The organism is Agrobacterium sp. SUL3 (assembly GCF_001263295.1).
GTDB lineage: Bacteria > Pseudomonadota > Alphaproteobacteria > Rhizobiales > Rhizobiaceae > Agrobacterium > Agrobacterium tomkonis.
Genome location: NZ_KQ414504.1, coordinates 16,031 through 30,342 on the forward strand (window position 1 = coordinate 16,031; position 14,312 = coordinate 30,342).

The window sequence follows — 14,312 nt, forward strand, 5'->3', positions numbered from 1 at the left end:
ATGCCGTGTCCGAACATGCCTGTCACGGAATTCCGATGCTGCATTGCCTTAAGGAAAGAAGCGCCATGACGGAAACGATAGAGGGTCTGCCGCTTGCGGATCGATTGGCGAAGGGTATCCGCACCCTGTTGATCTCCGGCGAGTTGATGCCGGGACAGCGCCTTTCAGAGGCAGCCTTCAGCGAACGTTTCGACGTCTCCCGTAATTCGCTACGCGAAGCCTTCCGTCTTCTGACGAAGGACGGCCTGTTGCGCCACGAGGCCAATCGCGGTGTGTTTGTCGCCGTTCCGACCATGGCTTCCGTGATCGATATTTATAGGGTGCGGCGCATGGTTGAGTGCGGTGCGCTACGCCAGGCCTGGCACAAGCACCCTGCCATCAGGGTCATGCGGGCGGCGGTCGAGGATGCCAAGGTCAAGCGCGATCAGGCAGACTGGCTGGGTGTGGGCAGCGCCAACATGAAGTTCCATGCCGCTGTCGTCGATCTCCTCGACAGCGTCCGTCTCAGCGATTTTTATGAGCGCATCGCCGCTGAACTCAGGCTTTGCTTCGGCTTGCTGAAAGATCCCGAACAGCTTCATTCGCCCTTCGTGGATATGAACAGCAAGATTCTATCGTTGATGGAAGAGGGCAAAGCGGCCGACGCCGGCAACGAGATGGAAATCTATCTCAATCTTTCCGAGCGTACGGTTTTGAAGGCGCTCGAACGCGCCGTCGAACACGCATCCTGATAAGGCAGGCGGCAGGGGAGAGAAAGCCCCTTGTCGCTCCCTCCATTTTTGCATCGGCAGCCGATTGCCAAGTTTGTTGCGCTGCGTCATCAATGCTGCATGACGCTTCGCGACCTCACCATTCTTGTCTTAGACGAAAACGCGATCCGCGCCTCCATCATCGAGGAGGGGCTGCGCGAGGCCGGCTATCATCGCGTCACGGTCATCCACGAGGTGAACGGGGTGGCGCGCACCATCGAGACGCTGCAGCCCGATGTCATCTTCATCGATCTTGAAAATCCCAACCGCGACATGATGGAGCATCTGTTCCAGCTCACCCGCACGGTCGGCCGGCCGATCGCCATGTTCGTCGATCGTTCCGACACCGCTTCCATCGAAGCGGCCGTCGAGGCGGGGGTTTCCGCCTATGTGGTCGATGGGCTGAAGAAAGAACGGGTCAAACCCATTCTCGATATGGCGGTCAGCCGCTTTAATGCTTTCAGTCGTCTGCAACGGGAACTTGCCGACGCCAGATCGGCGCTGGAGGAACGCAAGGTCATCGAGCGCGCCAAGGGCATCCTGATGAAGATGCGTGGCCTTTCCGAAGAGGAGGCCTTTGCGCTTTTGCGGCAAACGGCGATGAACGAGAAAAAGAAAATTTCCGAGATCGCGCAAAGCGTGGTCACCGCGGCCGGTCTGTTGATGTGACAAAGGCCGCTCGGACAGTGTGGAGTGTATGATATGGCGGCACCGGGAAAATCGGCCGGATCACATAGCGTAGGGACTGGCGCACCAGCACTTGTGGGCAGTGACCGGCAGAAAATCCTGCGCGCCGGTTTTATTCCGCTTGTCGATGCCTCTGTTCTGATTGCGGCGGCTGAATTCGGTTTTGCCGAGCGCGAAGGCCTGTCGCTCGATCTCGTCAAGGATGTGTCCTGGGCGAATGTGCGCGACCGGCTGGCATTCCGGCAATTCGACATTGCCCATATGCTGTCGCCCATGCCCGTCGCCTCCATGCTGGGGCTTGGCTCCAACCCCTCACCGACGATCACGCCCTTTTCACTTGGACGTGGCGGCAATGCGATCACGCTCTCGACCCGGCTGTTTGGGCGGATGAAGGCATTGACAGGGCTGTCTGAAACGGCGGGAGCGCTCGAAAACGCCAAGGCTTTGAAGCGGGTACTCGATGATATGCGGACGCGCGGCGAAGCGCCGCCGACGCTTGGCATGACCTATCCGTTCTCATCGCATAATTACGAATTTCGCTATTGGCTCGCTGCCGGCGGCATTCACCCCGACCACGATGTCAAGCTGGTGGTCGTGCCGCCACCCTTGACGTCGGATGCGCTGGCGGCGGGCGCCATCGACGGGTTCTGCGTCGGCGCGCCGTGGAACATCGTCGCCGCCGAGCGCGGTGTCGGCCGTATCGTCGCCGCCAAGCAGGATTTGTGGCCGTCGGCGCCGGAAAAGGTGATCGGCATGCGGCCTGAATGGGCGGAAAGCCAGCAGGAAACGGTCGGCCGGCTGCTGACGGCGCTCGATGCAGCCGCACGCTGGTGCGACCTTGCGGAAAATCACGACGATCTGAGCAAGGCTCTTGCTGACCCTCGCTACATTGGCGCGCCTGAAGGCATCATCCGCCGGGTGCTTGCCGGTGAATTCAGCATCGACAGCCACGGCAACCGTCGGGTGATCGACAAATATTTCCTTTTCCACAGCGGCCATGCCAATTATCCCCGCCAGAGCCAAGCATTGTGGATTTACAGCCAGATGATCCGCTGGGGTCAGGCGGAATTTTCGCAAGCGGGTGTGGAAGCCGCACTTTCCGCCTACAGGCCGGATATTTATCGGGCGGCGCTGGGCGATGCGAATGCGCCTGATGATGCCGACATCCGCATCGAAGGGCAGGAAGAGGATGACCGTTTCGTGGACGGTTTCATGTTCGATCCCGCTGATATCGTAGGCTATGTGAACCGCTTTACCGTGCGCACATCCGCGCCGTTTTCCCCGTCCTCCGGAGAAGTGTGACTGACGCGCGGCCTTGCAGCTGCGCAAATTTCAAGCGCGGATTTTTTTGCTTTGCACAAACAGAAGACAAAAAATTCGCTGAGAAAAATTTAATCACATCTTGTAAATGTAAAAATCACCTCTTAATTTCAATGTGATAGGCTAGTTTCTAAAAACTGGCACGCCTCTTGCTTCTTCCTGTTTGCACCGGTCAACGGCGATCGGGGCAAGCAGGGCGCGGCATAGGCGCTTTCAAAGACACAGACGTCGCAAGGTTTTGCTGCCCGGAACACCTCCCGTTCCGCAGGCGCAAACACCGAGCGGCGTTTTTTTATTTTCAGGTTTTTTCGCAAGCGAAAACGTCACCCGCAGAGGTGGCCCAATAAGGGGAACATGCGAATGAAAAAGATATTCTCCGGCGATGTCAGCCGCCGCACGATACTGAAGACGACAGCCACCGCCGCCCTTGTCAGCGCCGTGCGCGTGGCCTTTCCATCCGGTGCTTTCGCAGCCACCGCTGAGCCTGAGGTGAAAGGCGCAAAAATCGGCTTTATCGCGCTCACCGATGCCGCGCCGCTAATCATCGCAGCCGAAAAGGGCCTGTTTGCCAAACACGGCATGCCTGACGTCGAGGTTCTGAAGCAAGCCTCGTGGGGCGCAACACGCGACAATCTCGTGCTGGGCGGCGCCTCGAACGGCATCGATGGTGCGCATATCCTGACGCCCATGCCCTATCTCATGCATACCGGCAAGGTGACCCAGAACAATGTGCCGGTGCCGATGACCATCCTCGCCCGCCTCAACCTCGACAGCCAGGGCATTTCCGTCGCCAAGGAATATGCCGAAACCGGCGTTCAGCTGGACGCCTCCAAGCTGAAGGCGGCTTTCGAGAAAAAGAAGGCCGAAGGCAAGGAAATCAAGGCCGCCATGACCTTCCCCGGCGGCACGCATGATCTGTGGATCCGCTACTGGCTCGCCGCCGGCGGCATCGACCCGGACAAGGATGTTTCCACCATCGTTGTCCCGCCGCCGCAGATGGTTGCCAACATGAAGGTTGGCAATATGGACGTCTTCTGTGTGGGCGAGCCGTGGAACGAGCAGCTCGTCAATCAGGGTATCGGTTTCACCGCCTGTACCACCGGCGAACTCTGGAAGGGTCATCCGGAAAAGGCGCTCGGCATGCGCGCCGACTGGGTGGAAAAGAACCCCAACGCCACCAAGGCGCTGTTGATGGCCGTGATGGAGGCGCAGCAATGGTGCGATGAGATGGCGAACAAGGAGGAAATGTCCACCATCCTCGGCAAACGCCAATGGTTCAACGTACCGCCGAAGGATGTGCTTGGCCGTCTCAAGGGCAACATCAATTACGGCAACGGCCGCGTGCTGGAAAATACCGGCCTGCAGATGAAGTTCTGGCAGGACCATGCATCCTATCCCTTCCGCAGCCACGATAGCTGGTTCATCGCGGAAAACATCCGCTGGGGCAAATTCGCGCCCGATACGGATGTGAAGGCGCTGGTGGAGAAGGTGAACCGCGAGGATATCTGGCGTGCGGCGGCCAAGGATCTTGGCGTTGCCGATCTTCCCGCCTCCACCTCGCGCGGCAAGGAAACCTTCTTCGACGGCAAGGTCTTCGACCCGGAAAATCCGTCGGCCTATCTCGAAAGCCTGTCCATCAAGGCGGCCTCCTGAGGAGGAGACCCGGGGTATCGCCCCTCATCCGCCAGGTGCGCTGCCCAACCGGCGCGACTGAAGACCAGATGAGGGGCGAGCCCCAGACCGCAACCGAAATCAAGAGGAAACGCCCATGTCCGCATTGGCCCGAAAATACAACGAAGAGCCGCAGCAGCCGGCAGCGCAAAAGGCAAACGTCGTGGCACTTTCGCCCAAACATCCGTCGCGGATCGATTTGCGCAAATGGGGTGCTGCAGCGGCCCGCAACACCATACCGCCGCTTGTTGTCCTCGCTGTGCTGCTCGGCGTCTGGCAGCTGCTCTGTTCCGCCCCTGGTTCATCTTTGCCGCCGCCGAGCCAGGTCTTCGAGGAGAGTTACGATCTCATCGTATCGCCGTTTTTCCAGAATGGCTCGCAGGATATCGGCCTCGGGCTGCGTGTTCTGGTCTCGCTGGAGCGTGTGGCTTACGGTTTTGGCCTTGCCGCCATTGCCGGCATCATCCTCGGCGCTGTCATCGGCCAGTCGGTCTGGGCGATGCGCGGTCTTGACCCGATCTTTCAGGTGCTGCGCACCGTGCCGCCGCTTGCCTGGCTGCCGCTTTCGCTGGCCGCCTTTCAGGACAGCAACCCGTCCGCCATCTTCGTGATTTTCATCACCTCCATCTGGCCGGTCATCATCAATACGGCGGTCGGCGTGCGCAATATTCCGCAGGATTACCGTAATGTCGCGCAGGTTCTGCGGCTCAACCAGCTGGAATTTTTCTTCAAGATCATGCTGCCATCGGCCGCTCCTTATATCTTCACCGGCCTGCGCATCGGTGTCGGCCTTTCCTGGCTCGCGATCGTGGCAGCGGAAATGCTGACCGGCGGCGTCGGCATCGGCTTCTTCATCTGGGATGCGTGGAACTCCTCGCGCCTGCCCGACATCATCGTGGCGCTTGTCTACATCGGCGTGGTCGGCTTCGTGCTCGACAAGCTGGTGGCGGCGCTCGGCAAGGTCATCACCCGCGGCGCTGCGGCGAACTGAGAGGCAAGCAATTCCAGGAAAAGTGGGAACCGGTTTTCCGTCCGGAATTGCGCCAAAGGAGAAATCAATCATGAACGCTTATCTGAAGCTCGATCATATCGACAAATATTTCGACAAGGGCGGTTCGCGTGCAGAGGTGCTGAAAGGCATCAACCTCACCATCGAAAAAGGCGAATTCGTCTCCGTCATCGGTCATTCCGGCTGCGGCAAGTCCACCATGCTCAACCTTATCGCCGGGCTGACGAAGGTTTCTGCCGGCGCGGTGCTTCTCGAAAACCGCGAGGTCAACGAGCCCGGACCGGAGCGCGCCGTCGTGTTCCAGAACCACAGCCTGCTGCCCTGGCTTTCGGTTTATGAAAACGTCAATCTCGCTGTGGAGAAGGTGTTCAGCAGGACAAAAACCCGGGCCGAGCGGCATGACTGGGTCATGCGCAATCTCGATCTCGTGCAGATGGCGCATGCCAGGGACAAGAAGCCTGCGGAAATTTCCGGTGGCATGAAACAGCGTGTCGGTATTGCCCGCGCGCTCGCCATGGAGCCGAAAATCCTGCTGCTGGACGAGCCCTTCGGTGCGCTCGACGCGCTGACACGCGCGCATCTTCAGGATGCGGTGATGGAAATCCACGCCCGGTTGGGCAACACCATGGTCATGATCACCCATGATGTCGACGAAGCGGTGCTACTGTCGGATCGTATCGTGATGATGACCAACGGTCCGGCCGCCCATATCGGCGAAGTGCTCGAGGTGCCGCTGGCACGCCCGCGCCACCGCATCGAGCTCGCATCCGACAAGACCTATCTCAAATGCCGCGAAGCCGTGCTGAAGTTCCTCTACGAACGTCACCGCTTCGTCGAAGCTGCGGAGTAACGCCCATGACGCAAAAACTCGTCATCATCGGCAATGGCATGGCGCCGGGGCGCATGCTGGAAAACCTGTTCGAAACCGCTCCCGGCCTTTACGACGTCACCATGTTCAACGCCGAACCGCGCGTCAATTACGACCGCATCATGCTCTCGCCGGTGCTCTCAGGCGAAAAGAGCTATGAAGACATCGTCATTCATAATGACGAATGGTATGCGGCTAACAATGTCACGCTGCACAAGGGCGCAAAGGTCACAGGCATCGACCGTGACAGGAAGACCGTGACCAGCGAAAACGGCATCACGGTTTCCTATGACAGGCTGGTGATCGCCACCGGCTCTTTGCCCTTCATCATTCCCGTTCCCGGCCACCAGTTGCCCGGCGTGCTCGCCTATCGCGATCTCGACGATGTGACGAAGATGCTTGCGATCGCCGAGGGTAAGGGCCGCGCCATCGTCATCGGCGCAGGTCTTCTCGGGCTCGAAGCCGCCTATGGCCTGAAGCGTCAGGGCATGGATGTTACTGTCATCCATCTGATGCCGACAATCATGGAACGCCAGCTCGATCCGGCAGCGGCCTATCTCCTGGAAAAGGCGCTGAACGAACGCGGCATCGACATCATCACCAAGGCCAACACCAAATGCATCCTCGGTGAGGAGAAGGTCGAGGGCATTGAACTCGAAGACGGTCGTGTCATCAAGGGCGACATGGTGGTGATGGCGGTCGGTATCCGTCCCGCCTCCGGCCTTGCGAAGGAAGCCGGCATCGCCGTTAATCGCGGCATCGTGGTGGATGACGGCATGATGACGTCGGACGCCTCGATTTACGCGCTTGGCGAATGCGCCGAACATCGCGGCATGTGTTACGGCCTCGTTGCGCCGCTTTATGAATCGGCGCGGGTGCTCGCCGACCGGCTTTGCGGCGGTTCGGCGGAATATCACGGCTCCGTCACCAATACCAAGCTGAAGGTGACCGGCATCAACCTGTTTTCAGCCGGTGATTTCGCGGAAGGCGACGACCGCGAGGAAATCGTGCTGCGCGATGCCACCGCCGGCGTCTACAAGCGCCTGATCCTCAAGGAAAACCGCATCATCGGCGCGGTTCTCTATGGCGAGACGGCGGATGGGTCGTGGTTCTTCGATCTGATGAAGAAATCGACCGATATTTCCGCCATGCGTGAAACCCTGATCTTCGGCCAGGCCTATCAGGGAGGGTCGCCGCTGGACCCTATGGCGGCCGTTGCAGCCTTGCCGGATGATGCGGAAATCTGCGGCTGCAACGGCGTTTGCAAGGGTAAGATTACCTCGACCATCACCTCCAAGGGGCTGACCTCGCTGGACGACGTTCGCGCTCACACCAAGGCGTCCGCCTCCTGCGGCAATTGCACCGGCCTTGTCGAGCAGCTGATGACGCTGACACTGGGCGATAGCTACAACCCTGCCGCCGTGCAGCCCATGTGCAAATGCACCGATCTTGGCCACGACGATGTGCGTCGTCTGATCAAGGCCAAGGGTCTGAAGACCATTCCCGCCGTCATGCAGGAGCTGGAATGGAAAACCTCCTGCGGCTGCGCCAAATGCCGACCGGCGCTCAATTATTATCTCGTCTGCGATTTCCCGGACGAATATGCCGACGATTATCAGTCGCGTTATATCAATGAGCGCGTCCACGCCAATATCCAGAAGGACGGCACCTATTCCGTCGTTCCGCGCATGTGGGGCGGCGTCACATCCTCCTCCGAACTCCGCGCAATTGCGGATGTGGTCGACAAGTTCGAAATCCCGATGGTGAAGGTGACGGGCGGCCAGCGCATCGATCTTCTCGGCATCGAGAAGGAGGATCTGCCGGCGGTCTGGGCCGATCTCGGCAAGGCCGGTTTCATTTCCGGCCAAGCCTACGCCAAAGGTTTGCGCACGGTCAAAACCTGCGTCGGCCAGCAATGGTGCCGTTTCGGCACGCAGGATTCCACCGGCCTTGGCATCCGCATCGAAAAATTCATGTGGGGCTCGTGGACGCCCGCCAAGCTGAAGCTTGCCGTTTCCGGCTGTCCGCGCAACTGCGCGGAGGCCACCTGCAAGGATATCGGCGTCATCTGCGTCGATTCCGGTTTCGAGATCCATTTCGCCGGCGCCGCCGGTCTGGATATCAAGGGCACGGAAGTCCTGGGTCTCGTCCAGACCGAGGACGAAGCACTGGAGCATATCGTGGCTTTGACCCAGATGTACCGTGAACAGGCGCGCTATCTCGAGCGCATCTACAAATGGGCCAAGCGCATCGGCTACGACGAGGTTCGCCGTCAGATCATGGACGATGCCGGAAAACGTCGCGCCTATTTCGACCGCTTCGTTTTCAGCCAGAAATTCGCGCAGGTCGACCCCTGGTCGGAACGCGTATCCGGCCATGACAAGCACGAATTCAGGCCCATGGCGGCAATCGGTTTCAATCAGGCAGCGGAGTGAGAACGATGGACAGCAACTGGATCGATATTGGCGATATCTCCGATATTCCCCTGCGCGGCGCGCGGTGCGTAAAAACGCCGATGGGCAAGATCGCTGTATTCCGCACGGCGGAAAATCAGGTCTTCGCCATTGAAGACCATTGCCCGCACAAGGGCGGCCCGCTGAGCCAGGGCATCGTGCATGGCGCTTCGGTGACGTGTCCGTTGCACAATTGGGTCATTTCTCTGGAGACAGGTAAGGCGCTGGGGGCGGATGAGGGCGAGGTGAGGACCATACCCATCCGCAATATGGATGGACGGCTCTCAATTGCGCTTGAAACCCTGATGATTGCGGCGGAGTGAATTGCGATGGCAGCGGCGTTACCCCCTTCTGTCCTGCCGGACATCTCCCCCTCAAGGGGGGAAATAAATCGCGGCACAAACTTCCATTCACAACTGGCGTTGTCGCCGGTGGAGAGGGAACGAGGAGCCTTCCGCTTGTCGATCTCCCCCCTTGAGGGGGAGATGTCCGGCAGGACAGAGGGGGGTAAGCGTCACGCACTGAGAGGGCAAACCCATGCCCGTTGAAACCAAAACCACCTGTCCCTATTGCGGCGTCGGCTGCGGCGTCATCGCCACCGTCAACGACGATGGCGCGGTCTCCGTCAGGGGCGATCAGGATCACCCCGCCAATTTTGGCCGGCTGTGCTCCAAAGGTTCGGCTCTGGCCGAAACCATCGATCTCGAAGGACGCCTGCTCCATCCCGAAATCGCTGGCAGGCGGGCGGCATGGGACGAAGCGCTCCATCTCGTCGCATCCCGGTTCTCTCAAGCTATTGCCGAACACGGCCCGGACTCCGTTGCCTTTTACGTCTCCGGCCAGTTGCTGACGGAGGATTATTACCTTGCCAACAAGCTGATGAAGGGTTTCATCGGTTCGGCCAACATCGATACGAATTCAAGGCTCTGCATGTCGTCTTCGGTCGCGGGCCATCGTCGTGCCTTCGGGGCCGACACGGTGCCGGGCACCTATGAGGATATGGAACTTGCCGATCTGGTGATCCTCACCGGTTCCAATCTCGCCTGGTGTCACCCCGTTCTCTACCGGAGGCTGGCGGCGGCGAAGGCGGCGCGGCCGGAGATGAAGGTCGTCGTCATCGATCCGCGCCGGACGATGAGTGCCGATATTGCCGACATGCACCTCGCCATCCGCCCGGATGGGGATGTGGCGCTGTTTACCGGTCTGCTTGCGCATCTCTCCGGCAGTTCCGCCATCGATAATGCTTACGTTCAAAACCACACGGCCGGCTTCGACGCCGCTGTGCAGGCCGCAGGTGAGCGCAGCCTGCCGGAGATCGCCGAGGCTACCGGCCTGACGATTGCCGAACTGATTTCCTTTTACGAATTGTTCGAACGCACCGAAAAGACCGTCACCTGTTACAGCCAGGGCGTCAACCAGTCAGAGAGCGGCACCGACAAGGTCAATGCGATCATCAATTGCCACCTCGCAACCGGCCGCATCGGCCGGCCGGGCATGGGGCCGTTTTCGCTGACTGGTCAGCCGAACGCCATGGGTGGGCGCGAAGTTGGCGGGCTCGCCAACATGCTGGCCGCCCATATGGCCATCGAAAACGCTGAAGATCGCGACCGCGTGCAGCGCTTCTGGGCGTCACCTGCGATTGCGCGAAAGCCGGGCCTGAAGGCCGTGGACATGTTCCGGGCCGTGGCCGATGGCCACATTAAAGCGCTGTGGATCATGGCCACCAACCCCGTCGTCTCGATGCCGGATGCTGGCGCCGTCGAAGCGGCGATCAAGGCCTGTCCTTTCGTCGTGGTGTCCGATGTTACGGCCAATACCGATACTGCCCGCCATGCCCATGTCCTCCTGCCCTCGCTCGGCTGGGGCGAAAAGAACGGCACGGTGACCAATTCCGAACGGCGCATTTCCCGCCAGCGCGGTTTTCTCCCTGTACCCGGCGAAGCCAAGGCCGACTGGTGGCAGATGGCGGAAGTGGGCCGGCGCATGGGTTTCGACGCTGCTTTCGCTTATGGCCAGCCACTGGAGATTTTCGCCGAACATGCGGCCCTTTCCGGTTTCGAGAATGCGGGTAGCAGGGATTTCGATATCAGTGGAATCGAGCACGATTCCTACGATGCGATGGCGCCCTTTCAATGGCCCAAAGCCGGGCCCGGCGAGGCCGTCGTTACCCGATTTTTTGCGAATGGTCGTTTTTACCATGCTGACGGCAAGGCGCGGTTCATCGCCACCGCCTTGCCGGAAACCTCCAGGACCTCGTCTGACTATCCGCTGACGCTCAATACCGGCCGCATTCGCGACCAATGGCACACCATGACCCGCACCGGCAAAAGTGCGCGGCTGACCGCCCATATCGCCGAGCCTTTCGCCGAACTTCACCCGCGTGATGCGCAGATCTTGGGGATAGAAAGTGCCGATCTGGTGGAACTGGAAAGCCCCTACGGCAAGGTTCTGCTGCGCGCACTGGTGAGCGAAAGGCAGGCGCGTGGATCGGTCTTTGCGCCGATGCACTGGAACGACCAGTTTGCCTCGCGGGCGCGCATAGATGTGGTTGTTGCGCCGGTCACGGATCCGCACTCCGGCCAACCTGCTTCGAAAAATGTTGCGGTGAAGGCAAGGCTTTTCGAGGCAAAGGCCTATGGCTTCGCCATCTCCCGCACCCGACCCAATGCACCGGATTGTGCCTATTGGGCCATCGCCAAGGCGGATGGCGGCTATCGTATGGAGCTGGCCTTCGAGGAAGAACCGCAGGACTGGACGCTCTGGGCGCGGCAGGTTTTCGGCATCGATGTCAGGGTCGAGCCGCTCGGTTATAGCGACCGGCAGACCGGCGACTTGCGCCTTGCCTTCTTCGACGGCGAAACCCTGCTGGCGGCGCTGTTCGTCGCCAATCAACCGGTGGCCGTCGCCCGCAACTGGGCGATCTCGCAATTGACGGAGCGCCATGAGGATTTGCGCATGCGCTTTGCGCTGGTTGCCGGTCGCCCCGGTGCCGGGCGGGCCGATCCGGGTGCGACTGTCTGCTCCTGCTTCAATGTCGGGGTGAACCAGATCACGGCCGCCATCCGTGAAGGATGCCACAGCGTCGAAGCCATCGGCAAGGCGTTGAATGCCGGAACCAATTGCGGCTCCTGCCGCGCCGAAATCAGGGGGATCATCGATGGATGCCTTAAAACCGCAGCGGAATGAACCGGCGCGCATGGAAAAGCTGGCCAAATTACCGGTTTTCTGGGGGCTGGAGGGTAAACGTGTGGTGCTTGCGGGCGGGTCGGATGGGGCCGCTTGGAAAGCGGATCTGCTGCTGGCTTGCGGGGCGGAACTTCGTCTCTATTGCGAGGAGAACGAGCTTTCGGAAAGCTTTGCCGCGCTCGTCTCAAGAAGCCCGATGCTCACATGGCATGATCGTCCGTGGGGTCCGGATATTTTCGAAGGCGCCGAGCTGGCGCTGGCGGATTGCGAAACCGACGAGGAGGCCGAGAAATTTTACAATACCGCCCGCACGGCGGGCGTACCCGTTAATGTCATCGACAAGCCGGAATTCTGCCAGTTCCAGTTCGGGTCCATCGTCAATCGCTCGCCGGTGGTGGTGTCGATTTCCACCGATGGCGCCGCACCCATTCTGGCGCAGGCCATCCGCCGGCGCATCGAGACGTTGCTGCCGCTGGCCCTGAAGGATTGGGGGGCACTTGCCCAGACGATCCGCGATCGCGTCAATCTGCGGCTCGCGCCCGGCCCGTCGCGGCGATCTTTCTGGGAAAAATTCGTCGACCGGGCGTTTACCGAAAGGCTGGATGAGAGCAGCGAAGAAAGGCTGCTGACGGATATCGGAGCGCAGGCCGCGCGCATGGGCTCAGGGCGCGGACTTGTAACGCTCGTGGGTGCCGGGCCGGGCGACGCCGAGCTTCTGACTTTGAAAGCGGTTCGCGCCCTGCAGGCCGCCGATGTCATCTTATTCGACGATCTTGTGTCAGCGGAGGTGCTGGAACTGGCGCGGCGGGAGGCGAAGCGCATGCTGGTCGGCAAGCGCGGCGGCCGGGAAAGCTGCAAGCAGGAAGACATTAACGACATGATGATCCGCCTTGCCAAGGCTGGCAAACGGGTGGTGCGGCTGAAATCCGGCGACCCCATGATTTTCGGGCGCGCGGGTGAGGAGATCGCGGCGCTGGAAGCCGAAAACATCCCGGTCGACGTCGTGCCGGGGATCACCGCCGCGAGCGCCATGGCCTCGCGCCTCGGCATCTCCCTGACGCATCGCGACCATGCCCAGTCTGTCCGCTTCGTCACCGGTCATTCGCGGCATGGAAAGTTACCGGAGAATATTGACTGGGCATCGCTCTCCAATCCCGCCGTGACCACTGTTTTTTATATGGGCGGCCGAACCGCAGCAGATATCCAGTCCTCCCTGCTCGCTAACGGCATGCCCGCCTCGACGCCCGTTGCGGTGATGATTTCCGTCAGCCGGGCGAATGAACAGCGCTGGTGCGGTTCACTCGCGCAATTGGCTGCGGCGGTCGAGAGGCTAGGCGTGAACGAACCTGTCCTGATCGGTATCGGCGATGCGTTCGGCGCCGCGTCTTCTGGATTCGCCGGTATCGATATGCAGGGGGGTGCCTCGATGATGGCTAAGAAAGCCGGCTAATAAGTTTGCGTGCGACGCCGGTGCATGTTTCAGGCATATTCGCAGACAGGTAGAACTCACCGCTACAAACCTTCCCTTGACATTGGTTTTTCGTTCGCTCTTCAATAAAACGAAAAAATTGAAAGAGGAGGGAGGGTGAAATGCTGCTCACACCGCGTCAGGATGAAATCGTTGCACTGGCGAAAGCGAACGGGCGGGTGCTGGTCGACGAGCTGGCGGCGCGCTTTTCGGTGACCCCCCAGACGATCCGCAAGGACCTGAACGATCTCTGCGATACCAGGGTGCTGACACGCATCCATGGCGGCGCACTTTTTCCAAGCGGCAATGAAAACGTCAAATACGAGGCGCGCCGGGCGATTGCTTCTGTCGAAAAACAGGCGATCGGTGCCGCCGCTGCCGCCCTCATCCCCAACAATTCGTCGCTCTTCATCAATATCGGCACGACGACCGAGTCGGTGGGTGAAGCGCTGGCGGACCACCACGAATTAATGGTCATCACCAACAATATCAATGTTGCCAACAGGTTGCGAGTTTTTCCCGGCATTGAAGTGGTGATTGCCGGCGGCGTCGTTCGCGGTTCCGATGGTGGTATCGTCGGTGAGGCAGCCGTCGATTTCATCCGCCAGTTCAAGGTCGATTTCGCCGTCATCGGCGTTTCGGCCATCGATGAGGACGGCGCGCTGCTGGATTTCGATTTTCGCGAGGTCAAAGTCGCGCAGGCGATCATTTCCAATGCCCGCCATGTCATTCTGGTGTCGGATTCGCTTAAATTCGAGCGCACGGCCCCGGTGCGCATTGGCCATCTTTCGCAGGTGCATACCTTTATTACCGATCATTGTCCGGTCGATTCGATCCGCTCCATCTGTGCCGATCACGACGTTCGGCTGATTGAAACCGAGGCGCGGGAGACCTAATCCTG

11 protein-coding genes are annotated in these 14,312 nt (G+C 60.0%); all 11 read left to right on the forward strand.

What is annotated here, in order from left to right; genetic code table 11:
• The first annotated feature begins 65 nt into the window (after positions 1–65).
• The 11 genes from AKG12_RS14225 (at position 66) to AKG12_RS14275 (ending at position 14,307) form a co-directional block, all read left to right on the forward strand.
• The gene (locus AKG12_RS14225; RefSeq protein WP_046799414.1) at positions 66–731 is read left to right on the forward strand and encodes a GntR family transcriptional regulator; all 666 of its coding nucleotides are present in this window, start codon (positions 66–68) and stop codon (positions 729–731) included.
• A gap of 99 nt (positions 732–830) precedes the next feature.
• On the forward strand, positions 831–1,418 hold the full coding sequence (locus AKG12_RS14230; protein ID WP_052819344.1) for an ANTAR domain-containing response regulator: 588 nt from the start codon (positions 831–833) through the stop codon (positions 1,416–1,418).
• Positions 1,419–1,451: 33 nt separating this feature from the next.
• Positions 1,452–2,738 (forward strand): CmpA/NrtA family ABC transporter substrate-binding protein, encoded by a 1,287-nt coding sequence (locus AKG12_RS14235; RefSeq protein ID WP_046799065.1) that lies wholly within the window; start codon positions 1,452–1,454, stop codon positions 2,736–2,738.
• Positions 2,739–3,116: 378 nt separating this feature from the next.
• Complete coding sequence (locus AKG12_RS14240) at positions 3,117–4,409, forward strand: CmpA/NrtA family ABC transporter substrate-binding protein (RefSeq protein ID WP_035263483.1); 1,293 nt, start codon at positions 3,117–3,119, stop codon at positions 4,407–4,409.
• A gap of 115 nt (positions 4,410–4,524) precedes the next feature.
• Positions 4,525–5,418 (forward strand): nitrate ABC transporter permease, encoded by an 894-nt coding sequence (ntrB, locus tag AKG12_RS14245; protein WP_052819323.1) that lies wholly within the window; start codon positions 4,525–4,527, stop codon positions 5,416–5,418.
• 70 nt (positions 5,419–5,488) lie between these two features.
• Entirely contained in the window at positions 5,489–6,286 is a 798-nt protein-coding gene (locus AKG12_RS14250) for an ABC transporter ATP-binding protein (protein WP_046799062.1), read from the forward strand.
• Positions 6,287–6,291: 5 nt separating this feature from the next.
• The gene (gene nirB, locus AKG12_RS14255; RefSeq protein ID WP_052819324.1) at positions 6,292–8,739 is read left to right on the forward strand and encodes a nitrite reductase large subunit NirB; all 2,448 of its coding nucleotides are present in this window, start codon (positions 6,292–6,294) and stop codon (positions 8,737–8,739) included.
• A gap of 5 nt (positions 8,740–8,744) precedes the next feature.
• Complete coding sequence (nirD, locus tag AKG12_RS14260; protein ID WP_052819325.1) at positions 8,745–9,080, forward strand: nitrite reductase small subunit NirD; 336 nt, start codon at positions 8,745–8,747, stop codon at positions 9,078–9,080.
• Between the two features lie 214 nt (positions 9,081–9,294).
• Entirely contained in the window at positions 9,295–11,943 is a 2,649-nt protein-coding gene (locus AKG12_RS14265; protein WP_052819326.1) for a nitrate reductase, read from the forward strand.
• On the forward strand, positions 11,915–13,393 hold the full coding sequence (cysG, locus tag AKG12_RS14270) for a siroheme synthase CysG (protein WP_052819345.1): 1,479 nt from the start codon (positions 11,915–11,917) through the stop codon (positions 13,391–13,393). The genes AKG12_RS14265 and cysG overlap by 29 nt, the downstream gene beginning before the upstream one ends.
• 140 nt (positions 13,394–13,533) lie before the next feature.
• Positions 13,534–14,307 (forward strand): DeoR/GlpR family DNA-binding transcription regulator, encoded by a 774-nt coding sequence (locus tag AKG12_RS14275; protein WP_046799057.1) that lies wholly within the window; start codon positions 13,534–13,536, stop codon positions 14,305–14,307.
• Positions 14,308–14,312: the final 5 nt, after the last annotated feature.

Coding starts and splice junctions, on each gene's coding strand:
- AKG12_RS14225 (WP_046799414.1), top strand. CDS start 66: ATGACGGAAACGATAGAGGGTCTGCCGCTTGCGGATCGATTGGCGAAG.
- AKG12_RS14230 (WP_052819344.1), top strand. CDS start 831: ATGACGCTTCGCGACCTCACCATTCTTGTCTTAGACGAAAACGCGATC.
- AKG12_RS14235 (WP_046799065.1), top strand. CDS start 1,452: ATGGCGGCACCGGGAAAATCGGCCGGATCACATAGCGTAGGGACTGGC.
- AKG12_RS14240 (WP_035263483.1), top strand. CDS start 3,117: ATGAAAAAGATATTCTCCGGCGATGTCAGCCGCCGCACGATACTGAAG.
- ntrB (WP_052819323.1), top strand. CDS start 4,525: ATGTCCGCATTGGCCCGAAAATACAACGAAGAGCCGCAGCAGCCGGCA.
- AKG12_RS14250 (WP_046799062.1), top strand. CDS start 5,489: ATGAACGCTTATCTGAAGCTCGATCATATCGACAAATATTTCGACAAG.
- nirB (WP_052819324.1), top strand. CDS start 6,292: ATGACGCAAAAACTCGTCATCATCGGCAATGGCATGGCGCCGGGGCGC.
- nirD (WP_052819325.1), top strand. CDS start 8,745: ATGGACAGCAACTGGATCGATATTGGCGATATCTCCGATATTCCCCTG.
- AKG12_RS14265 (WP_052819326.1), top strand. CDS start 9,295: ATGCCCGTTGAAACCAAAACCACCTGTCCCTATTGCGGCGTCGGCTGC.
- cysG (WP_052819345.1), top strand. CDS start 11,915: ATGGATGCCTTAAAACCGCAGCGGAATGAACCGGCGCGCATGGAAAAG.
- AKG12_RS14275 (WP_046799057.1), top strand. CDS start 13,534: ATGCTGCTCACACCGCGTCAGGATGAAATCGTTGCACTGGCGAAAGCG.